21 protein-coding genes are annotated in these 20203 nt (G+C 72.7%); 10 read left to right on the top strand and 11 right to left on the bottom strand.

What is annotated here, in order from left to right; all coding sequences use genetic code 11:
• The first annotated feature begins 64 nt into the window (after window positions 1-64).
• On the top strand, window positions 65-745 hold the full coding sequence (locus DEI83_RS10900) for a TetR/AcrR family transcriptional regulator (protein ID WP_111081985.1): 681 nt from the start codon (window positions 65-67) through the stop codon (window positions 743-745).
• Between the two features lie 78 nt (window positions 746-823).
• On the opposite strand, the gene DEI83_RS10895 is transcribed toward DEI83_RS10900, so the two are convergent.
• The 4 genes from DEI83_RS10895 to DEI83_RS10880 form a co-directional block, all read right to left on the bottom strand.
• Window positions 824-2032, bottom strand: coding sequence for a helix-turn-helix domain-containing protein (locus DEI83_RS10895; protein ID WP_111081984.1), 1209 nt, complete (start codon window positions 2030-2032; stop codon window positions 824-826).
• Between the two features lie 69 nt (window positions 2033-2101).
• Complete coding sequence (locus DEI83_RS10890; protein WP_111081983.1) at window positions 2102-2362, bottom strand: hypothetical protein; 261 nt, start codon at window positions 2360-2362, stop codon at window positions 2102-2104.
• Window positions 2363-2556: 194 nt separating this feature from the next.
• Complete coding sequence (locus tag DEI83_RS10885) at window positions 2557-3522, bottom strand: helix-turn-helix domain-containing protein (protein WP_111081982.1); 966 nt, start codon at window positions 3520-3522, stop codon at window positions 2557-2559.
• 141 nt (window positions 3523-3663) lie between these two features.
• Window positions 3664-3933 carry a GlsB/YeaQ/YmgE family stress response membrane protein gene (locus DEI83_RS10880; RefSeq protein WP_111075805.1) on the bottom strand — a complete coding sequence of 90 codons (270 nt, stop codon included), beginning with the start codon at window positions 3931-3933 and terminating at the stop codon, window positions 3664-3666.
• 506 nt (window positions 3934-4439) lie between these two features.
• Between DEI83_RS10880 and DEI83_RS10875 the strand changes: the two genes are divergently transcribed.
• From DEI83_RS10875 to DEI83_RS10865, 3 genes are all read left to right on the top strand, one after another.
• Window positions 4440-5789 carry an alpha/beta fold hydrolase gene (locus DEI83_RS10875; protein ID WP_111081981.1) on the top strand — a complete coding sequence of 450 codons (1350 nt, stop codon included), beginning with the start codon at window positions 4440-4442 and terminating at the stop codon, window positions 5787-5789.
• Complete coding sequence (locus DEI83_RS10870) at window positions 5786-7375, top strand: GMC family oxidoreductase (RefSeq protein WP_111081980.1); 1590 nt, start codon at window positions 5786-5788, stop codon at window positions 7373-7375. The genes DEI83_RS10875 and DEI83_RS10870 overlap by 4 nt, the downstream gene beginning before the upstream one ends.
• Before the next feature lie 230 nt (window positions 7376-7605).
• Complete coding sequence (locus tag DEI83_RS10865; protein WP_111081979.1) at window positions 7606-8610, top strand: helix-turn-helix domain-containing protein; 1005 nt, start codon at window positions 7606-7608, stop codon at window positions 8608-8610.
• A 48-nt stretch (window positions 8611-8658) separates the two neighbouring features.
• On the opposite strand, the gene DEI83_RS10860 is transcribed toward DEI83_RS10865, so the two are convergent.
• Entirely contained in the window at window positions 8659-10569 is a 1911-nt protein-coding gene (locus DEI83_RS10860; RefSeq protein WP_111081978.1) for a family 43 glycosylhydrolase, read from the bottom strand.
• A gap of 164 nt (window positions 10570-10733) precedes the next feature.
• Here DEI83_RS10860 and DEI83_RS10855 point away from each other — a divergent pair, with 164 nt between their 5' ends.
• Together DEI83_RS10855 and DEI83_RS10850 are read left to right on the top strand one after the other, a co-directional pair.
• The gene (locus DEI83_RS10855) at window positions 10734-11246 is read left to right on the top strand and encodes a DUF427 domain-containing protein (protein WP_111081977.1); all 513 of its coding nucleotides are present in this window, start codon (window positions 10734-10736) and stop codon (window positions 11244-11246) included.
• Window positions 11243-11587: a hypothetical protein gene (locus DEI83_RS10850; protein WP_146243312.1), complete on the top strand. Its 345-nt coding sequence runs from the start codon at window positions 11243-11245 to the stop codon at window positions 11585-11587. The genes DEI83_RS10855 and DEI83_RS10850 overlap by 4 nt, the downstream gene beginning before the upstream one ends.
• A gap of 109 nt (window positions 11588-11696) precedes the next feature.
• On the opposite strand, the gene DEI83_RS10845 is transcribed toward DEI83_RS10850, so the two are convergent.
• Complete coding sequence (locus DEI83_RS10845) at window positions 11697-11990, bottom strand: hypothetical protein (protein WP_111081975.1); 294 nt, start codon at window positions 11988-11990, stop codon at window positions 11697-11699.
• Between the two features lie 289 nt (window positions 11991-12279).
• Window positions 12280-12723, bottom strand: coding sequence for a MarR family winged helix-turn-helix transcriptional regulator (locus DEI83_RS10840; protein WP_181431180.1), 444 nt, complete (start codon window positions 12721-12723; stop codon window positions 12280-12282).
• 37 nt (window positions 12724-12760) lie between these two features.
• Between DEI83_RS10840 and DEI83_RS10835 the strand changes: the two genes are divergently transcribed.
• The 4 genes from DEI83_RS10835 to DEI83_RS10820 all read left to right on the top strand — a co-directional run bounded on the left by DEI83_RS10835 (window position 12761) and on the right by DEI83_RS10820 (window position 16531).
• Window positions 12761-13396, top strand: coding sequence for an MBL fold metallo-hydrolase (locus tag DEI83_RS10835; RefSeq protein ID WP_111081974.1), 636 nt, complete (start codon window positions 12761-12763; stop codon window positions 13394-13396).
• Between the two features lie 139 nt (window positions 13397-13535).
• Window positions 13536-15257, top strand: a complete 1722-nt coding sequence (locus DEI83_RS10830) for a discoidin domain-containing protein (protein WP_111081973.1) — start codon at window positions 13536-13538, stop codon at window positions 15255-15257.
• 87 nt (window positions 15258-15344) lie between these two features.
• On the top strand, window positions 15345-16058 hold the full coding sequence (locus DEI83_RS10825; protein ID WP_309146589.1) for a YafY family protein: 714 nt from the start codon (window positions 15345-15347) through the stop codon (window positions 16056-16058).
• Window positions 16059-16156: 98 nt separating this feature from the next.
• Window positions 16157-16531 carry a VOC family protein gene (locus tag DEI83_RS10820; RefSeq protein WP_111081971.1) on the top strand — a complete coding sequence of 125 codons (375 nt, stop codon included), beginning with the start codon at window positions 16157-16159 and terminating at the stop codon, window positions 16529-16531.
• 164 nt (window positions 16532-16695) lie between these two features.
• On the opposite strand, the gene DEI83_RS10815 is transcribed toward DEI83_RS10820, so the two are convergent.
• The 4 genes from DEI83_RS10815 to DEI83_RS10800 are packed head-to-tail and all read right to left on the bottom strand — an operon-like array spanning window position 16696 to window position 20199.
• Window positions 16696-17499, bottom strand: a complete 804-nt coding sequence (locus DEI83_RS10815; protein WP_111081970.1) for an ABC transporter ATP-binding protein — start codon at window positions 17497-17499, stop codon at window positions 16696-16698.
• On the bottom strand, window positions 17496-18308 hold the full coding sequence (locus tag DEI83_RS10810) for an ABC transporter ATP-binding protein (protein ID WP_111081969.1): 813 nt from the start codon (window positions 18306-18308) through the stop codon (window positions 17496-17498). Before DEI83_RS10810 ends, DEI83_RS10815 begins: the two co-directional genes overlap by 4 nt.
• Window positions 18305-19240, bottom strand: a complete 936-nt coding sequence (locus DEI83_RS10805) for an ABC transporter permease (RefSeq protein WP_111081968.1) — start codon at window positions 19238-19240, stop codon at window positions 18305-18307. Before DEI83_RS10805 ends, DEI83_RS10810 begins: the two co-directional genes overlap by 4 nt.
• Window positions 19237-20199, bottom strand: coding sequence for an ABC transporter permease (locus DEI83_RS10800; RefSeq protein WP_111081967.1), 963 nt, complete (start codon window positions 20197-20199; stop codon window positions 19237-19239). The genes DEI83_RS10805 and DEI83_RS10800 overlap by 4 nt, the downstream gene beginning before the upstream one ends.
• Window positions 20200-20203 lie beyond the last annotated feature (4 nt).

Here is a 20203-nt window from a genome sequence, read left to right as displayed (position 1 = left end):
CGGGCCGTCCGCTCGACCACGAGCGGACGGCCCGCCGTCGTCTCCCCCCAACGGAGGTCGCACCGTGCCCACCACGGCAACACCCGCACAGCACGCCGACACCGGCGGATCGTCCGACACCACACGGTCCGGCAGCGTCCGCCCCGGCAGCACCGGACCCTGCACGCTCCGGGAACGCAAGAAGCAGCAGACCCGTCAGGCGATCCACGACGCCGCACTCACCCGGATCACCGAGCAGGGTCTCGACGGCGTCACGGTCGAGCAGATCTGCGCGGACGCCGACGTCTCCCCCAGGACGTTCTTCAACTACTTCTCGTCGAAGGCCCACGCGGCCATCGGGCTCGACACCGTCGAGGTCCCCGACGCCGTCCGTGAGCGCTTCGCGACGGCTGACGGTCGGCTCATCGACGACGTCTGCGAGCTGGTCGCCGACACCGTCCCGCTCTCGGCGGACCGCGCCCGCGCCAAGGAACTCCTCGTCCGGCGCCCCGAGATGACGTCGATGGTGATGCGGTGGATGGCCGAGTCCCGTCAGGCCCTCATCGCGGTCGTCACCACCCGGACCGACGAGGACACCGCCCGCACCGCCGTCGCCCTCGTCATGTCCGCGCTGTCCGAGGCCGCGCACCGTTTCAGTGTGCAGTCCCAGGCCGACCTCGCCGCCCGCCTCCGCGCCCTCGTCGGCGAGATGGTCGCGCTCGCCACGGCCGCGCCGCAGCAGCAGCAGCAGCAGCAGCCCGAGTAGCCGGACGGGAGGCCCGGGACGGCCCCGACCCGGGCCTCCCGTCCGGCGCCGGTGACGCTCCAGGGACCGGGACGGGTCTCAGGACCGCCGGTCCGGCCAGTCCCCGCCAGCGCGCCGGAGCGCTCGGAGCTCGCGGAGGAAGGCTGTCGGTGTCGTGCCCCGCTCCTCCTTGAAGAGCTGCTGCAGGCGGCGCGGCCGGAGGCCGGCCGCCGCGGCGATGTCCGCCACCGAGCACGGCCCGTCCAGGTGCGCCTCGATGTACTCCACCGGGCGCCGGATCCGCCACGACGAGCGACCGTCGGACCGTTGCGACGTCGACGCCCGGAGCGTCGCCGACGGGTCCTCGCCGTGACGGGCGCGGTAGGCGACCGCGAACCGGCTCGGGTTCGTGAAGCGCCACTTCCGCGCGACCTCGAGCACGCTGTTCGGGGACGCTCCCCGGAGGAGCTCCCGGCGCACCTCGTCGAGCCGCTGGTCGCGGAGGAACCCGTTCGGAGTGACCCCGAGCGTCCGGGCGAAGACCTCCTGCAGGCCGCGCTCGCTCAGCCCCGCCGCCGCCGCGATGGCCGGGACCGAGGGCCGGTCACGCGCGTGCTCCTCGACGAACGCGATGGCGTCACGGAGACGACTCGCGGTCGGGACGTCGTCGCCCCGGTCGCGGAGCGGGAAGGTGTCGAGGACGACGGTCGCGAGCCGACGGTTCAGCGCCGTCCGCATCGGCCCACGTACCCGGTCGTCCATGAGCGTCGGGCTGACCTCGCCCAGCAGGCGACGCAGCGGTCCGTGGCGGGCGACCCGCTCGTCCTGCTGGTCGAACAGCACCGGCCCGTCCGGCATCCGGTACCCGAGCTCGGCCGCGGTCTTCCGGAGGAACGCGTCGGAGATGTGCACGCCGTTGTAGACGGTGTCCTCGGACGCGAAGCGGTACGCCTCGGACGCCGACGCGATGTAGGGGCTCCCCGGCTCGACCACCCGGGACCGGTCCGCGAAGTGCATCTCGAGGCGGCCTTGCTGGAGCCAGAACAGCACGTGGTCGTCCCGCGGCCCGATCACCCCGCCACGACGACCGCCGTGCGCGTTCATCGTCCGCAGGGTCAGGTCGGCGTCGCCGATGAGGAAGTACTCGAAGCGGGTGCCCTCGGTCGCGAAGGTGTCGGTGACCGTCGAGGTGGCGTCCGTGAGTCCCTGTCCGGGGTACTCCGACCGGAAGATCGCCGTGTAGTCCGATCCGCCGACGTCCGTGAACCGCTGTTTGCGGAACCCGTTGTCGTCGTCGATCGGTGGCACCCGGCCATCATCGCATCCGGGGTCCACCCGGCGGCCGACCGTCATCCGCTCAGGGACGGTCGGGAGCGGTCAGCTGCGGATGAGCGGTGCCCAGAACGCGTCCGGGCCGTCCTGCTGCACGGCGTCCCCCTCGAACCGGAAGCCGTAGCCGCGGACGAACTCCGCGGCGGCGGCGAGTTCGTCGACCCCGTCGTCCTGGGAACGGTCGAAGAGGTGGATCCCGTGGCCCATGGCGACACCGCTGTCACTCACGATCGTGAGGTCCCAGCGGCCCTCCTCTGCGCGTTCGACACGGACGACGGCGGCCTGGTCTGCGGTGAAGTCGGACATGCCGTCCAGCCTACGCACGCGGCCCGGCGGCGGTGCGCCTGGCAACGGGGCCGCCGCACGCGGTCCGGGTGCGCAACGTCGGGTCAGACGCCCGCGAAGAAGACGGCGTAGGTGGACTCGCGGGAGTACGTCGACGGGACACCGTGTCCGCTGCGCGCATCGGCAGCACCCTGACTGCTCGTGAGGAGGGCGGGTCAGACGGTCCGGCGACGGCGCAGCGTCACCGACGGCGGCTCACCGAAGGTCGCCGCGTAGGTCCCCGAGAACCGCCCGAGGTGCCCGACGCCCCACCCGAGGGCGACCTGTGCGACCGTCGTGACGTCGGGGTCGGCCGCGGTGAGTTCGGCCCGGACCCGGTGCAACCGCACCTGCCGGAGGAAGTGCATCGGCGACGCACCGGTGTGCCGACGGAACGACGCCTGCAGGGACCGCACGGCGACCCCGGCGGCCTCGCTGACGTCGGTGATCGTGATCGGTCGCCGAGCGTTCGCGACCATCCACTCCTGGGCGATCCGCATCGTCGCCGGACCGTCGCTCAGGAGTCCGGACGGCGCGACGGGAGCAGCTCGGAAGGTGTCGACGACGGCCTCGGCGACGGTCGTGTTCAGTGTGGTCCGGCGGTCACGGTCGGTGCGCGGGTCGAGCAGCGCTGCCGCTGCTCCCGCGATCACCGTGCGCAGACGGTGCAGGGCGTCAGGGTCCGGGTCGCGCGCGAAGCGCAGCGGTGCCGGAAGGTCGCCCTCCCGCGCGGCGGCGACGGACTCGAGGAAGGACCGGTCGAAGCGGATGACGTGCTGGGCGGTCGGAGCGGCGTCGAACGCGAACGCGCGCCCCGCCGGGTACATCACGGGTACGCCGGGCTGCATCTCGATCGGGTCCGCCGACCCGGTGTCGAGCCGGATCCCGGGTGCCGACGCCCAGGCGAGCACGTAGTCGTCGCCGGGTTCGATCGTGCCCCAGCGGCGCGCTGCCACCGACGACGTGCCGACGGTGACGTCGTCGTCGCCGACCGCTCGGTAGCGCCAGGAGAACCCCTCGGCCGCGGGCTCGCCGATGTGGATGTCGTGGCTCGAGTAGACGCCTTCGTAGAACGCGACCGCTTCATCGATGGCGAAGCCGCGGTGGTCGACGTGCACGAGGGGTTGTTCGACGGAGTCCATGCACCGTCAGCCTGACGCGCACCACCGACAGTCGCAGCCGGGCGGGCAGCATCACCGGAGCGGGTCCGCCCCGGACGCAGACGAGCCCCGCACCTGACGGTGCGGGGCTCGTCGTCTCGGCGGCGTGCGCCGCGGGGTCGGTCAGGCGCGGGCGCCGCGGCGACCGGTGATCGCGCCCCAGATGAGCAGGACGATGATGGCGCCGACGATCGCGATGATCCACGACTGGATGCTGAAGAAGCCGTCGTAGCCCACGTTGAAGATCAGCCCGCCGAGCCAACCGCCGATGAGGGCGCCGATGACACCGAGGACGAGCGTGGCGATCCAGCCGCCACCCTGGCGACCGGGGAGGATCAGCTTGGCGATGGCGCCGGCGATGAGGCCGAGGAGGATGAAGCCGAGGAAGCTCATGAGAGTGCCTTTCGAGACGGGCACGGAGTGCCGTTGTGGTGCAGGGGTGTCACCTCGTGAGGCGACGGGGAGACCGGTACCGGCCTCCCGGACCGGACGGTCCGATCAGATGGAGTCGACCAGGCTCTCGCGGGCCTGTTCGGCGAAGAGTGCGCTCATGTCGATCGCTTCGGTGGGGGTGTCCCCGTCCACGAACGACTGCGTCGCGGGCTTCGTGTGCATCTGACGGCTCCTTCCGGGTTGCTGCGTGTACCGCTCCAGCATGCTCCTGGATCAGTAGTTAGGCAGACTACACACCTGATGGTGCGTTATGCGGATGAAATCGGGTCCCCCATCCGCGGGACGCCACGTCGGGCCGCTGCGATCGCGTCGTGACGATGACCGGGAGGCCCGTGGATTCCCGACTCAGACCGCCCGCCTCGGCTTCGAGGGTGCCGCGCGCGTGCCTCCGGTGACGGGGTACACCGTGCTGTGGACCGGGGCGATCCCGGAGGTAGGAACGACGCATGACGGCGACCGCGTTCTGCCTCCACGCCCTCGGGTCCAGCTCCGAGGAGTTCGTGGCACTGCGCGCGCGCCTCGGCGGCACCCTCGACCTGGTCGGCATCGACCTGCCGGGCTTCGGGACGAGCTCGGCGGTGACCGGCACGACCGTCGAGGAGATGGCCGAGCTCGTCGAGCGGGCGATCGGGACGAGCGGCGCGACGGAGTGCGCCCTCGTCGGCCACTCGATGGGCGGCAAGGTCGCCGCGGTGGTCGCCGACCGCACCATGAGCGGCGCGAACGGGCTGTTCGGCCTGCGGGCGGTCGTGCTCCTCGCCGCCTCCCCACTCTCCCCCGAACCGATGGAGGAGGCCCGTCGGGCGCGGATGCTCGCCTGGACGGCGGACCACGAGATCGGGCCCGACGAGGCCGCCGAGTTCGTCGACGCGAACACGGCCGACCAGTTGCCGCCCGAGCCGTACGCCACGGCCGTGCACGACGTGCAGCGTGCCGATCCGGCCGCGTGGACTGCATGGCTCCTCCGCGGCAGCCGGGAGGACTGGTCCGACACCGCCGAGCCGAACCCGGTGCCCGCACTCGTGCTCGCCGGCGCCGAGGACGGCGACCTCGGACCCGACGCCCAGCGCCGCCTGACCCTGCCGCACTGGCCGCAGGGCGAGTTCGACGTCGTCCCCGGTGCCGCCCACCTCCTGCCGTGGGAACAGCCCGACGCCGTCGCCGACCGGATCCGTTCGTTCTGGGAGCGTCGCGTCGACCACGGGCCCGTCGTCCCGACCGCGTCCGCCCGGGTGATCGCCTCGCCGCGGGTGAGCGCGAGGGCCCGCGGGGTCCTCGCAGCGCGCGCTCTGCCCGACGACCCGGCAGCGTCACCGCGTGCCCTCACCCCGGCGCAGCTCGACGTCCTCCGCGCCGTCGCCCGTGTGGTCGTGCCGCAGCACGGTGACCGGGGGATCGACCTGGCACTCCGCGTCGACGCGCAGCTCGCCGCGGGAGATGGTGACGGCTGGCGCCGGGACGGGCTGCCGGCCGACCAGGACGCCTACCGGGCTGCCCTCGACACCCTCGCACCGGAAGCGGCCGTCTCCGACGAGCACCTCGCCGACGTGCTCGACGCGATCGACGCCGGTGGGTACACGCCCGCCGCCGGAACCCTCGACGTCGGGCAGCTCCGCGCGTGGTCGGAGGACGCCGGCGTCGACCTCGTCCGACAGTGGCTCGCACACCCGGCGACGATGGCCGGGATCGACTACGACGGCTTCGCCAACGGCGGGGACGGGGTGCGCAAGCAGGGCTTCCAGCTGCTCGGAGCCGGGCAGCGCGAAGCATGGGAACCGGACGGAGTGACACGATGAGGCTCGACCACCAGCGTCGGTACGGCGAGGACGAGACCGTCGACGTGGTCGTCGTCGGGACCGGAGCGGGTGGAGCGCCCCTCCTCGCGACCCTCGCGCGCGCCGGCCTCCGGGTCGTCGCGCTCGAAGCCGGTCGCAACACCGAGCCGGGCGACCACCTGCCCGACGAGGTCGTGGCTCCGGCCGACATCAACTGGATGGAGGAGCGGATCAGCGGCGGCGGCACTCCGACCGCGTTCGGTCCGAACAACAGCGGTACCGGAGTCGGTGGGTCCACACTGCACTGGGGTGCCTTCACGCCCCGCCCGAGCGCCGACGACCTGCGCCTGGCGACGGAGTCCGGGTACGGTTACGACTGGCCGGTCGACCACGCCGAACTCGTCCGCTCCATCGAGCAGGTCGAGCACGACGTGGGTGTCGCAGGCCCGGAACACTACCCGTGGGACCCCGCCCGGCGGTACTCGATGCGTCCGCCCGGTCGGAACGCCTCGTCCGACATGATGGTGCGCGGTGCAACGGCGGCCGGGATCACCGCGACGGACGCGCCCGTCGCCCTGACCACCGAGGACCGCCACCAGGAGCACCACGGGCTCCGGCACGCCTGCGTCTCGTGCGGCTCGTGCCACCAGGGCTGCCGGAACGGGGCGAAGGTGTCGATGGACACCACGTACCTGCCCGCCGCCGTGGCGTTCGGCGCCGAGATCCGCCCGGAGTCCTTCGTGCACGGCATCGAGCTCGACGCCCGCGGCGAGGTCGGGGCGGTCGTCTACCGTCAGGACGGCCGTGACCACCGCCAGCGCACCCGAGCACTCGTCCTCGCCGCCGGCGGGGTCGAGACGCCGCGTCTGCTGCTGCACACCGGGATCGCGAACAGCAGTGGGCAGGTCGGGCGGAACTTCACCGCGCACGGTGCGACCCAGGTCTGGGCGCGGTTCGACGAGTCGATGCGGTCCTACCGCGGGTACCCGTCCTCGATCATCAGCGAGGACTTCGTCCGGCCCACCGACGCGGACTTCGCCGGCGGGTACCTCATCCAGAGCCTCGGCGTGCAGCCGCTCACCTTCGCCACGTCCCTGGTGCGGGGCGGCGGGCTCCGTGGTGCTGCCCTGGTCGCGGCGATGCGCGACTACCCGTACATGGCCGGTGTCGGCATCAACGCCGAGTGCCTGCCGTACGAGGACAACCGGCTCGTGCTCGGGGACGAGGTCGACGAGCACGGGGTCCGCAAGGCGACCGTCACCTTCACGCCCGGCGCCAACGAGGAGGCCATCCGTCGGCATGCGGTCCGCTCCATGACCGCGATCGTCGAGGCAGCGGGCGGTCAGGACGTCCGGGTGCTGGAGCGGACCGCGCACACCATCGGCACGGCTCGCATGGGCACGCACGGCGACAGCTCGGTGGTCGACGCCGCCGGTCGCTCGTGGGACGTCCCGAACCTCTGGATCGCGGACAACTCGGTGTTCCCGAGTGCGGTCATCGCCAACCCGGCCCTGACGATCATGGCGCTGTCCCTCCGGACCGCGGAACGCATGCTGCGCGGAGACGCGGCTGCCGACCGCAGCGCCGGAAGGGCCGTGGCCGCCTGAGCCGAGCCGGCCTGCGGACGGACGGGAGGCCTCGACGCGACGTGCGTGGAGCCTCCCGTCCACCAACGTGGAGCCAGCGCTCGCGTGGCAGGTATACCACCCGAGACTGCTGCGGTCAACCCCTGATCGTCTGCCGGACAGATGCGTACAGTTCCAGGCAACGCGCCCCGTCGTCCGCTCGTCTGCGAGACCGGTCAGGGCACCGCTACCAGGACAGCAGGGAGTCCGTCATGACCAGCACGCTCGACGTCGACACCAGGCGGGCACCCGGCTCGCGCCCTCGGTCATCGGTCCGGGCGGTCCGCATCGAGGCCTCGGGGACGTCGACGGACGCGGCGGTGGCGGACATCGGTCGGCTCTACGACGGCCGGGAGTGGACGGCGCGAGCCACCGACCACCCCTTCGCGTACCGGTACAGCGCCGTCGGCGACCGTGACGTCACGCTCCGCCGGTCGCAGATCGGTGGGTTCATCCGCGGGGTCGTCCCCCGTTCCGAGGACTACATCGTGCAGTGGATCACGAGCGGCCACGGGGTCCCGGACGTCGTGCAGGACCGCGTCCCGCTGCAGATCGACGTACCGATGCTCCTCCCGACCGGCCGCGACTTCCTGTTCGAGTACCAGGACCACGACCAGCGGCTGGTGCACCTGTCCCGCCGACTCGTGCATGAGGTCGCCGACGAGCAGTTCCACACCGGCGACGTCCGGGACCTCGGCCTCGACCACCTCCGGGAACTCGACCCGGCCGCCGTGACCCAGTGGCGGAACGGCCTGGCGCTGCTCTCCCGCGAACTCCGCACGGGCGGCGTCGACACCCTCCTCTGGCACACCCTGACCCGCGGCACCGCCGCAGCGTTCCTCCGGATGTACCCGCCGACCGTCACGGCCCTGCCGCCCGCCGTGCTCCTGCCCCGACGCGCCCGCCTCCGCGCCGCCGTCGAGTACGTCCACGAGCACGTCGCCGAACCGATGAGCGTCTCGGACATCGCCGGAGCCGCGGGCCTCAGCGTCCGGGCCACGCAGGAGGCGTTCCAGCGCCACCTCGACCAGACACCGATGACGTACCTGCTCCGGACCCGGCTCGAGCACGTGCGCCGTGACCTGCTGCAGGCGGACCCCACGACGACCTCGGTCCAGGCCGTCGCCCGCCGGTGGGGATTCGCGCACCTCGGCCGGTTCTCCGCGGCCTACCGGGACGAGTTCGGCGAGTACCCGCGCGCGACCCTCCGCAGCTGACGTGGCAGCGGGCCCGGCGCTCCACGCGCCGGGCCCGCCCCGTGCGCACTACCGCGCCGATCGCACCGTGCTCACCCGAAGGTGCTCGAAGGTGCTCGTCGACCCGGCACCGCCGAGCGAGATGAGCCCGATCCGCGGGGTCGACCCGAGGTCCGCCGTCCACGTCCCGCCGCGCACGAAGCGCCGACCGTCGACGCTCGTGTACGCCGTGTAGCGGTGTTCCCCGTCGACGACCCGGTGCACGATGCGGAGCGTGGTGGCGTCCCCGACCGGACCGACGACCATGTTGCCGTAGCTCGGCGCCCCCTCCGGCTGCCCGCTGACCTGCTTGCCGAACTCGGTCTGCCGGGTGTTGAAGATCGAGTTCGACACCAGTCGGACGTAGTTCCCGTCGTCGCCGTACACGACGAGCCCGCCCTGCCGGTAGTTGAAGGTGTCACCGGTCGACGGAGTGTCCATCCGCACCCGGGTCTCCACCACGTAGTCCCCCGTCGGCGCCGGCTCGGTCAGCACCGAGGCGAGCGGGGTCTGCGGCGGGTGCAGGTCGGCGGCCTGGGTCCGCCACCGGAACGCGCCGCCGGAGACCCCGTACGTGGCGGGGTCGGGCTGCCGGGTCCACGTGAGCGTCGGCGGGAGGGCCCCGCCGTCGAACTCGGTGGACAGCGACCGGATCGGCCGCGCCGGGGCGTCGACCGGGGCGAGCCGCGGCCGGTACGCCGACCGCTGCCCGGGCTGTGCCGCCGGAGCCGGCTCGACCGAGTCCGAGGGGCCAGCTCCCCCGCGGACCACCGGCCACCCACCGACCCAGTCGATCGGGTCGATGAGGGCCGGGCGCTTCGTGTACCCGGTCTGCCCGGCGTAGTACGGGTCGGTCCGGTCGACGGCGTGGTAGATCATCCAGTCCTGGCCGGCGAAGTCGGTGACGACGGTGTTGTGACCGGTGCCCACCCAGCGGTTGCCGTTCTGCGCGAGGAGGGGCGAGCCACCCACCCGGGTGTCGGTGATCGCCACCCCGTCACGGTCCCGGAACGGTCCGAGCGGGCTCTTCGAGCGGGCGACGAAGACGCCGTACCCGGTCAGCGAGCCGTTGCAGCAGTTCGTCGCCGAGCCCATGTAGTACCACCAGCCACCGTGCCGCATGAGGTACGACCCCTCGTAGCGGTTGTCGATCGCGATCTGACGCTCGGTCTCCGGCCGTGAGCGCAGGCCGTCGGCCGTGAGCTGCCGCACGTGCACCCCGCCGAAGTAGCTGCCGAAGTACAGGTAGGTGCGGCCGGAGTCGGTGATGACCTCGGGGTCGAACGACCAGCGGAAGCCGTCGCCGTTCGGCGCCGTCTGCGGTGCCACGACCGGGCCGCCGGAGTCCGTCCAGGGACCGGTCGGGCTGCTGCTCGTCGCGACGCCGATCGCCGATCCGCCGCCGGTCGGGCCGGTCGCCGAGGGGGTGTCCGACGCCGTGTAGTAGAGGAACCAGGTGCCCGGCCTCCCGTGCGCTCCGGCGCGGTACACGACGTCCGGGGCCCAGATGCCGTTCGCCGCACCGACCCACGCGGGCTTGGTGTCGAAGGCGTCCCCGACGTACGTCCAGTTCGTCAGGTCGGTCGACCGGTAGGTCGGGACGCTGTGCTGCACGAGCGCACCGTCGGGCTTCTGCTCCGTCTCCGTCAGCGCGTCGGTCGTGCAGTACAGGTACCAGTTCCGGTCGCGTCCGGCGCCGTGGAGGGCGGTCGGGTCGGCGCAGCTCGCGGCCGTCTCACCGTCCGGGAGGCGCAGCGCCATCGGGTTCCGGTGCGTCGCCGTCGGCGCGTGACCGCGCGCGGTGATCGTCGGCGCGGCACCGGCCGCCGCAGCGGCGGGTGGTGCGGGAGCGGCGGAGGGTGCGGCGGTCGCGGGCCCGGCCAGGGCCTGCGCCCCGACGATGCTCACGGCCGCGAGGGTGATCGCGATGGTTCGGCGCACGGGACAGCCTCTCGTCGTTGAGGAGGTGGTGATCGCGAGCGTAGCCCCGCCCCGCTCCCGTCGCCAGGGTCCGGTCGCGATCGGTACCGCGGACCGGACCGGAGGCTCGCTGCCAGCTGGTGACGAGCCTCCAGTCCGTGCGGGCCGGCGGGTAGAACAGGATCATGACGCGACGCAGCCCCGGCCACCCCTCCCCCGTGCAGCCCGGCCCCGGCCAGGAATCCGTCTGGGACTACCCACGACCACCGCGGGTCGAGCGGACCGGTGCTCGGGTCGTCGTGCGCCTGGGCGGACGGGTCATCGCCGACACCACCGGAGCCGTCCGCGTCCTCGAGACCAGCCACCCGCCCGTCTACTACCTGCCGATCGCCGACTTCGCGCCCGACGCCCTCGTCCCGACAACGGGGTCGAGCATGTGCGAGTTCAAGGGCAGCGCCTCGTACTTCGACGTGCACGGCGGGGACGAGGTCGTGCCGCGCGGTGCTTGGACCTACCGGACGCCGTGGGCAGGGTACGGCGAGCTGCACGACCACGTGGCGGTGTACCCGTCACGGATGGACTCGTGCGAGGTCGCCGGCGAGACCGTGCGGGCGCAGGCGGGCGACTTCTACGGAGGCTGGATCACGGCCGACGTCGTCGGGCCGTTCAAGGGCGAACCCGGGACCCTCGGGTGGTGAACCCGGCTCCGCTGCCCTCGGGCACCACCAGACGCCGGGTCGAGCTGCGGCTCCGGAAGCCCTGGTTCGCGTGGGGTGCGCGGCCGACGGTCACCGTGGATGGCGTGGGGAACCCGGCGCAGTGGGGCACCGGGACGTGGGCCCTGCCGGACGGGCGCGCCGTGGAGTTCGGCGTCTACGGCATCAACCGGGGCTGGCGGTTCGGCGCGGCGTCGGTGCGGGTCGAGGCGGCGGCTGCCGGTGCCGGTGCCGGTGCCGGTGCCGGTGCCGGTGCCGTGCTCGAGTACCGGGCGGGTCTGCTGCCGTTCGGACGCGGGACCCTGGTGGTCGTGCCCGGGTGACGGCGGCCGCCGGCGCAGTCGCAGTCGCAGTCGCAGTCGCAGTCGAGGACGCGCCCCACACCCGCCTCAGCGCCGGTCGGGCGCCGCGTCGGTCGAACGCCGACGTGCGTCAGGCGCGCTCGGCCCGTCGGTCGAGGGCGGTCCTCGTCCGCTCGGTGAGGTCGGCCACGAACTCGCGGTGCTCGGGCTCGAGCAGGTCGTCGGCTGCGGGCTCGGCCAGCACGCCGATGCCCGGACCGAGCACGATCTCGACGGTGATCGGGACCCCGGCGATGTCGACCGCGGGGACGGCGACCAGGTCGCTGCCGCCGGTCCGGCCGAGCGCCACGGCGTAGTGCATGACCGCGGTCGCCGCTGTCGTGCTGGTGAGGACGGAGGTCAGTCCGTAGACGACGTACTTCATGGGGAACCGGTTCTGACCAGTTCGATGCGCGCTCGGCGGAGGCCGGCGGGGTGTGGGCGGGTGGACTCCACCGGGAGGCGGAGCACCCGCAACCGGAGGCAGGGCAACGGTCTCGTCGGGAACGCACGCATCGGGATGGTCCGTACACGCGCAACGCTACACGGCACCGAGCACGGCGCGGACGCGGGGTCCGAGCGGTGCGGACGCCGGACGACCCGATGTCCTCCGGACGGGAGGCGCGGGGCGGGCGACTCCGCGCCTCCCGTCCGGGCTCGACCCGCCGGAGCGGTCAGCTGCCGTCCGTCTCGAGCGCTGCGGTCAGCTTGACGATGACGTCGGCCGCGTCCGCGAGGACCGCCCGCTCCTCGGGCGTGAGCACCCGCTCGGCCGCCGCGAGGACGCGCTCCGATCGGCGCGTCCGCAGTTCCTCGATGGTCACCCGACCGGCGTCCGTCAGCGAGATGAGCACGCCGCGGGCGTCGGCAGGGTCCGGGGTCCGCTCGACGAGCCCCTGGGCTTCGAGGTCGGCGACCGTCACACGCATCGTCTGGTGTCGTACACGCCGGAGGCGTGCGAGGCCGGCGATGCTCTGCGCACCGTCCCGCACCAGGAAGCCGAGCACCTCGACCTGGCCCTCGGGCTCGGTCTCCGACCGGCGGACCGCGCGGGTGCTGTCGCAGATCGCGCGCCGCAGCGCGTTGGCGTCGTCGAGGGTGAAGGGGCGGAGGGCCATGGACAAAAGTGTACAGGTTCCCTGTACAGTTCCGGTCATGGAACTCACCAAGCACACCCACGCCACCGTTGCCCTCCGTGACGGTGATCGCACCCTCGTCATCGACCCGGGTGCCTACACGCCGAACTCGGCCGACCTCGTCGCCGGCACCGACGCCGTGCTCGTCACCCACGACCACCCCGACCACCTCGATGTGGACGCGCTCACCGCGGCCCTCGACGCGCAGCCGGGGCTCCGGGTCTGGGCGCCCGCGAGCGTCGTCGCCGCGCTCGGCGAGCACGACGGACGCGTCACCGCCGTCGCTGCCGGTGACACCATCCGGCCGGCCGGCTTCGACGTCACGGTGTCCGGCGGTTCCCACGCGGTCATCCACGCGGACCTCCCGCGTACGGACAACCTCGGGTACCTGGTCGACGGCCAGCTCTTCCACCCTGGCGACTCGTACGCGGCCCCCGGGGTCCCCGTCGAGACGCTGCTCGTCCCGACGTCGGGTCCGTGGGTGAAACTCGGCGAACTCGTCGACTTCGTCCGTGCGGTCCAACCCTCCCGTGCCGTGCAGATCCACGACCTCATGCTCAGCGAGGTCGGCAAGGGGTCGTTCGCGCAGTTCGCCGGGCAGCTCACCGGGGTCGAGCTCGTCACGCTGGCCGACGGGGAGACGATCACGGTCTGACGACCCGGAGCGGCGCGCGTCCGTCCCGAGAGCGACGCGCGCCGCTGGCGCGAGGTCCCTCGGACTGGGGCGGCACCACGCCGTTGACCCGCGGTGCCGTCGCTCCGTAGCGTTGCCGGCACACGACCGGAGGATCCCGATGCGCGCCATCAGCACCGCCACCACGACCGTCCGGCTTGCTGCGGCGGTCGTCGCCGTCGTCCTGCTCGCCGCGCTCCTCGTGGCGCTCCGGTCCCCGTCGGCCAGCGCCGCCCCGACGGTGCTGTCGTCGGGTCGGCCCGCCACCGCATCGTCCAGCGACTCGACCGCGCGCACGCCTGCGAAGGCGGTCGACGGGAACACCGCCACCCGCTGGGCAAGCGCCCGCACGGACTCGCAGTGGTTGCGCGTCGACCTGGGCAGCACGGCGAAGATCTCGACCATCACCCTGCGGTGGGAGGTCGCGTACGCCAAGGCCTACCGACTGCAGGTGTCGCGGGACGGCAAGACCTGGGGGACGGTGTCGAACGTGACGGCCGGCAAGGGCGGCGTCGTCCGGACGAACGTGTCGGCGACGGGGCGGTACGTGCGCATGCTCGGCATCAAGCGCGGGACCCAGCACGGGTACTCGCTCTGGGAGTTCCAGGTCACCGGGACGCCGGGTGCCCCCGTTGCTCCCGCCGCCCCGACACCGCCGCCGGCCACCGGTGTCCGGGTCACCGGTACGCAGGGTGCGTGGCAGCTGACCGTCGACGGCAAGCCGTGGCTCGTCAAGGGCGTGACCTACGGGCCCCCGAACGCCGAGGCCTCGTGGTACATGGCAGACATCGCCGGCATGGGCGTGAACACGATCCGGACGTGGGGAACCGACGCGTCCTCGGGGCAGCTGTTCGACGCCGCGAAGGCCCGCGGCATCCGGGTCGTCGCCGGACTCTGGCTGGACCAGGGCGCCGACTACGTGAACGACTCCGCGTACAAGTCGAACACGCTCGCGAGCATCACGAAGACCGTCACGAGCTACCGCGACCACGGCGGGCTCCTCATGTGGGACGTCGGCAACGAGGTCATGCTCGGCCAGGGCGAGGCGCAGCGCGTCGCCTACGCGAAGTACGTGGAACAGGTCACGAAGGCGATCCACGCCGCGGACCCCGCGCACCCGGTGACGTCGACCGACGCCACGACCGAGGCCTGGGACTACTACCGGCAGTACACGCCGAGCCTCGACCTCTACGCGGTGAACACCTACGGCGGCATCGGCTGGGTACAGCAGAAGTGGCGGGACGGCGGCTACACGAAGCCGTACCTGGTCACCGAGACCGGACCGGCCGGGTCGTGGGAGGTCCCCGCAGACGCGAACGGTGTCCCGCAGCAGCCGAGCGACACCGCCGCCGCGCGCTCGTACACCGACGCGTGGAAGGCCGTCACCGCCGCTCCCGGGGTGGCCCTCGGTGCGACGATGTTCCACTACGGCGTCGAGGACGACGAGCAGGGCGTGTGGCTGAACCTCCGCACCGGTGGTCTCAAGCGCCTGTCGTACTACGCGGTGCAACAGGCGTACGGCGGACCCGTGACCGGCAACCGACCGCCCGTCATCCAGCGGATCGCCGCATCGCCCTCGACGGGTGTCGCACCCGGGTCGACGGTGACCGTGACGGCCCCGGCAGTGGACCCGGACGGCGACGCCGTGGCCTACCGGGTGTCGGTGACGAGCCGCTGGATCAACGGCGACGGGGCGCTCCGGCCGACACCGGTGACGTCGGCGGGTGACGGGACGCTGCGCATCACCGCGCCGTCGACGGCCGGCAACTGGAAGCTCGCGGTGTACGCGATGGACGGGCACGGCAACGCGGGCATCGAGACCGTGACGGTGCGGGTGCGCTGAGCGCGGCGACGCGGGCACGCGTCGGAGCACGCATGGACCGGACGCGGTGGAAGCAGGTGGAGTGGCTTCCGGCGCCGGGGAGGCGTCGTGTCGGATGATGGGTCGGTGAACCGGACCGATCGTCTCTACGGTCTCGTGGAGGAACTGCGAGCTGTGTCGCCGCGTCCGCGAAGCGCGCGTCGTCTCGCAGAACGCTTCGAGGTGTCGGTGCGGACCATCGAGCGCGATCTCGCCGCGTTGCAGCAGTCGGGTCTGCCGATCTGGGCGGAGCCCGGCCGAACGGGTGGGTACGTCATCGACGCGTCAGCGACGCTCGGCCCGGCGGGGTTCACGCTGGATGAGGCCCTTGCGGTGCTGATCGGGCTCGGCTCGCTCCGCCACAGCCCCTTCCGGCAGTCTGCTCGGACTGCCGCCCGGAAGATGCTCGCGGTCATGCCGGACCGGGACGCGACACGTGCCAGGGCCTTCGCATCCCGGGTGCACTTCCTGGAGCGTGAAGAGGACACGGCCGCGCCGGTCGAGTTCGCAGAGGCCCTGCGAGCGGACCGTGTCGTGCAGCTGCGCTACCAGGACGCCGGCGGTGCGGAGTCCTGTCGGGACGTCGAGCCGTTGGGGTCGATCGAGAAGGGAGGGCAGTGGTACCTGGTCGCCTGGTGCCGGCTCCGACAGGGTGTGCGGGCGTTCCGCGGAGATCGGATGCTCTCGGTCAGGGTCACCGATGAACGGCCTCCGATGCGCACACTCCGCGCCGAGGACCTCGCGATCCAGTACGGACGACTCAGGTCCGTCGTCGACGACTGATCGCCATCCGACGTCTTCCACGAAACACCGACAGGACGGTGTCGCGACGACCAGCGACGCTGGTGCTTCCACCTCATCAGCGCCACTGAAGGAGCCCCATGTCGTTCGCATCCATCCGCATCGTCACCGACGACCTCGAAGGTCTCATCGCGTTCTACGAGCAGGTCACCGGCCGGCAGGCCGAGCGCCCCGCTCCGGTCTTCGCGCAGTTCAGCGGCCCCGGCGCGAACCTCGCGATCGCCAGCACCGCGACCGTCGCGATGCTCGGCGGCGCTCTCACCCCTGCCACGAACCGATCCGTGTTCATCGAGTTCGAAGTCGCTGACGTCGACGGCGACTTCGCCAAGCTCAAGCCCGAGAGCGAGGACGTCATCCTCGAACCGACCACGATGCCCTGGGGCAACCGCTCCGCACTGGTCCGTGATCCCGACGGCAACGTCGTCAACCTGTTCAGCAAGCCGACCACCGGCTAGGCGGAGAGCCTCACAGCAACCGCCGCAGCACACCGCGATGTCCGATCGGGTCGTCGCCCAGACCGCGCGCCGCACCCGCCCTCCGTCAGCAGCGTGGAGCAGCGAGGTCGTTCGATCGCCGCCCTACACGTCGGCGGTGCTCATGGACGCCCGGGCACACCGCCTCAGCGCGGCAGCCGCGGCACCGCGTCGAGCAGCGCCCGGGTGTAGTCCGACCGCGGCGACGCCAGGACCGCACCGGTGTCGCCCTGCTCCTCGACCCGACCTCCGCGGAGGACCACGGTCGCCGTGCAGAGTCGGGCGACCACCGCGAGGTCGTGCGACACGAGCACGATCGTCATCCCGTGCTCCTCGGCGAGCCGCTCGAACAACTCGAGGACGGTGACCCGGGTCGTCAGGTCGAGTGCGCTCACCGGTTCGTCGGCCACCAGCACCCGTGGGCCGGACACGACCGCGCGGGCGATGGCGATGCGCTGCCGCTGTCCGCCCGAGAACTCGTGCGGGTACCGCCGACCGGCATCGGCACCGAGCCCGACGTCCTGCAACGCGGCGGCGACCCGGTCGGACGCCTCCGACCCCGACGCCACCTGGAGGGAGCGCAGCGGCTCCCCCACGATGCGGTCGACGCGCTGTCGGGGGTCGAGGGACGAGTACGGATCCTGGAACACGGGCTGCACGGCGGTCCGGAACCGGCGGAGCGCGGCACGGTCGCCGAGGTCGAGGGGCGCTCCGTCGAACGACACCGTGCCGCTGTCCGGCGCCGCGAGCCCGAGGAGCATCCGGAGCACGGTGGTCTTGCCCGCGCCGGACTCCCCCACGATGCCGAGGTGCTGACCCGGCTGCACGGCGAAGGAGACACCGTCGAGCGCCAGCCCCGCGCCGCCGCTACGGCCGGTGCCGCCGGTGCGGCGGGCACCACGGCCGGGGTACCGGAACGTGACGTCCGACAGCTCGAGCATGGCGGTCATCGCGCACCTCCGCGTCGGCCGGCGTCGAGGGCGTCCTGCAGTGCCCGGGCGCTGCCGACGAGCCGCTGCGTGTACGGGTGGGTCGGCGCGGCGATGACGTCGCGGACGGGTCCCTGCTCGACGGCACGACCGTGTTCGAGCACGAGCACGTGGTCCACCGTCCGAGCGACCACGGGCAGGTCGTGGCTGATGAACAGCAGGCCCATCCCCCGCTCGGTCACGGCCCGGTCGAGGAGGTCGAGCACCTGCGCCTGCACCGTGACGTCGAGCGCCGTGGTCGGCTCGTCCGCGATGAGGACGCGTGGCCGGCACGCGAGCGCCATCGCGATCGCGACACGCTGCCGCTGCCCGCCGGACAGCTCCCACGGGAACGACCCGGCGACGCGGTCCGGGTCGGCGAGGGCGCCGTCGGCGATCGCCTCGCGCACCGCGGCACGAAGGGCCTCCCCACGGAGTCCACGGTGCCGCCGCAGCGGCTCGGCGATCTGGTCGCCGGCACGCATGAGGGGGTCGAGCGCGGTCATCGGCTCCTGGAAGACGGGAGCGACGACTGCGCCACGGACCTCACGCAGGCTCCGCTCGCGCGCACCGAGCACCTCGACGCCACCGACCCGGACCGAGCCGCTGGCGGTCAGCCCCGTCGGCAGCAGCCCCATGACCGCGAGCGCGGTGAGCGACTTGCCACTGCCGGACTCGCCGACGATGCCGAGGCGGTCACCGACGTCGACGGAGAACGAGACACCGTCGACGAGCGGGGTGCCGTCGGCGGAGGTGATGCGGAGGTCGGTGACCTCGATGGCGGACGTCATGCGGGCCTCCCGTCCGGCTCGTCGGTGGCGGACGCGTCCGGGCCGATCGCGGTGCCGACGCCGTCACCGGCGACCGGTGCACCGGCCGGGAGGCCCGGGGCGGCACCGCGCGCCGCTCGCCGTCCACGGCGGGTCGGGTCCGCGACGTCGCGGAGCCCGTCCGCCAGCAGGTTCGCGCCGATGACCAGCACGACGAGCGCGAGGCCCGGCGCGAGGACACCGGCGGGCGCCTCGAACGCGGTCTGCTGGGCGTCCTGGAGCATCCGCCCCCAGGACGCGTTCGGCGGCGGAGCACCGAGCCCCAGGTACGACAGGCTCGCCTCGGCGAGGACGGCGAGGCCGAACTGCAGCGCGAGGTTCACCGCCAGGGTCGGCCAGATGTTCGGGAGCACGTGCTGGGTGATGATCCGCGGCCAGGCCGTCCCGGAGGTCCGCGCCGCCGTGACGTAGTCCTGGCGGAGCACCCGCCGGGCCAGGATCCGGACGAGCCGGGCGACGACCGCGGCCATGACGAGTCCGATCGCGACGATCGCCGTGCCGAGCGACGCACCGCGGGCGGCGACGAGGAGCATCGCGACGAGCAGCGTCGGGAACGCGATGACGATGTCGAGCACGGCGGACAGCGTGTCGTCGAGCCACGGTCGGGCGAACGCCGCCGCCAAGCCGATCACCGTGCCGAGGACGCCACCGACCAGGACGGCGCCGAGGCCGGTCGCGAGCGCGATGCGGGCGCCGATGAGCAGCTGCGTGGCGAGGTCGCGGCCGAGCGTGTCGGTGCCGAGCCAGTGCGCGGCACCCGGCGGGGTGAGCCGGCCGCCCGAGGTGTCGTAGAGCGAGTACGGCAGCCAGACGAGCGAGACGACCGCGGCGACGACGACCACACCGACGAGCACGATGCCCGTGGTCAGGGACACCGACCGGCGGGCGCTCATCGGTTCCCCGAGACGCTCGTGCGCAGGCGCGGGTCGACGATGCGCTGCACGACGTCGGCGACGAAGCCGATGACGAGCACCGCGACGGTGGAGACGAGCAGGACGCCCTGGATGCTCGGGTAGTCGTGCTGCTCGATGCCGGTGATGAGCATGCTGCCCAGGCCGGGCAGGGCGAAGACGCTCTCGACGACGACCGCGCCGAGGAACGTCGACGCGAGTTCGATGCCGAGCACCGCGATCACCGGGACGACGGCCGACCGGACGCCGTGCCGGAGGAACGCGGACGCGGTGGACGCACCGAGCGCCCTGGCCGTGCGGATGTGGTCGGCGCCGAGGACGTCGAGGACCGCGCTCCGGACGTACCGTGCGATCGACGCCGTCATCACGACCGCCACGGTGATGATCGGCAGGGCGAGCGACTCGAGCGCGTCGCCCGGGTACGTCCAGTCGTCGCGGGGGAAGCCGCTCGACGGCAGCAGACCCCACTGCAGCGACACCACCTGCACGAGCAGGATGCCGATCCAGAACACCGGGACCGCGATGCCGAGCTGCGTGACGCCGGACAGCAGCACGCCGTACCAGCGGTCGGCGCGGGCCGCTGCCACGAAGCCGACGACGCAGGCCACGACGACGGCGATGCCGAACGCGATGAGGGTGAGCGGCACGGTGACGACCAGACGCTGCGCGAGGTCGGGCAGCACCGGCAGTCCGCTCGTGAAGGACGTGCCGAGGTCGAAGTGCAGCATCTGACCGATCCACTGCACGAACTGCTGCGCCAGCGGGAGGTCGGAGCCGACCTCCCGCCGGGCGGCCGCGATCTGGTCCGGCGTCGCGTTCGCGGCGAGGAGCGCGTTGGCCGGGTCGCCGGGCAGGATCCGCAGGAGCGCGAACACCACCACCAGGGCGGCCGCGAGCGAGAGCACGAGGATGCCGAGGCGACGGAGGACGTACGCGGTCATACGG

The sequence above is a fragment of the Curtobacterium sp. MCBD17_021 genome (assembly GCF_003234525.1).
Lineage (GTDB): Bacteria > Actinomycetota > Actinomycetes > Actinomycetales > Microbacteriaceae > Curtobacterium.
Note: the sequence above shows the minus strand (reverse complement) of the source record. Positions and strands in the feature narration are given on the sequence as shown.

Bases quoted from the DNA above. Each gene is read 5' to 3' on its own strand.
- DEI83_RS10890 (WP_111081983.1), bottom strand. From the start codon at position 2,362: ATGTCCGACTTCACCGCAGACCAGGCCGCCGTCGTCCGTGTCGAACGC.
- DEI83_RS10885 (WP_111081982.1), bottom strand. From the start codon at position 3,522: ATGGACTCCGTCGAACAACCCCTCGTGCACGTCGACCACCGCGGCTTC.
- DEI83_RS10880 (WP_111075805.1), bottom strand. From the start codon at position 3,933: ATGAGCTTCCTCGGCTTCATCCTCCTCGGCCTCATCGCCGGCGCCATC.
- DEI83_RS10875 (WP_111081981.1), top strand. From the start codon at position 4,440: ATGACGGCGACCGCGTTCTGCCTCCACGCCCTCGGGTCCAGCTCCGAG.
- DEI83_RS10870 (WP_111081980.1), top strand. From the start codon at position 5,786: ATGAGGCTCGACCACCAGCGTCGGTACGGCGAGGACGAGACCGTCGAC.
- DEI83_RS10865 (WP_111081979.1), top strand. From the start codon at position 7,606: ATGACCAGCACGCTCGACGTCGACACCAGGCGGGCACCCGGCTCGCGC.
- DEI83_RS10855 (WP_111081977.1), top strand. From the start codon at position 10,734: ATGACGCGACGCAGCCCCGGCCACCCCTCCCCCGTGCAGCCCGGCCCC.
- DEI83_RS10845 (WP_111081975.1), bottom strand. From the start codon at position 11,990: ATGAAGTACGTCGTCTACGGACTGACCTCCGTCCTCACCAGCACGACA.
- DEI83_RS10840 (WP_181431180.1), bottom strand. From the start codon at position 12,723: ATGGCCCTCCGCCCCTTCACCCTCGACGACGCCAACGCGCTGCGGCGC.
- DEI83_RS10835 (WP_111081974.1), top strand. From the start codon at position 12,761: ATGGAACTCACCAAGCACACCCACGCCACCGTTGCCCTCCGTGACGGT.
- DEI83_RS10830 (WP_111081973.1), top strand. From the start codon at position 13,536: ATGCGCGCCATCAGCACCGCCACCACGACCGTCCGGCTTGCTGCGGCG.
- DEI83_RS10820 (WP_111081971.1), top strand. From the start codon at position 16,157: ATGTCGTTCGCATCCATCCGCATCGTCACCGACGACCTCGAAGGTCTC.
- DEI83_RS10815 (WP_111081970.1), bottom strand. From the start codon at position 17,499: ATGACCGCCATGCTCGAGCTGTCGGACGTCACGTTCCGGTACCCCGGC.
- DEI83_RS10810 (WP_111081969.1), bottom strand. From the start codon at position 18,308: ATGACGTCCGCCATCGAGGTCACCGACCTCCGCATCACCTCCGCCGAC.
- DEI83_RS10805 (WP_111081968.1), bottom strand. From the start codon at position 19,240: ATGAGCGCCCGCCGGTCGGTGTCCCTGACCACGGGCATCGTGCTCGTC.
- DEI83_RS10800 (WP_111081967.1), bottom strand. From the start codon at position 20,199: ATGACCGCGTACGTCCTCCGTCGCCTCGGCATCCTCGTGCTCTCGCTC.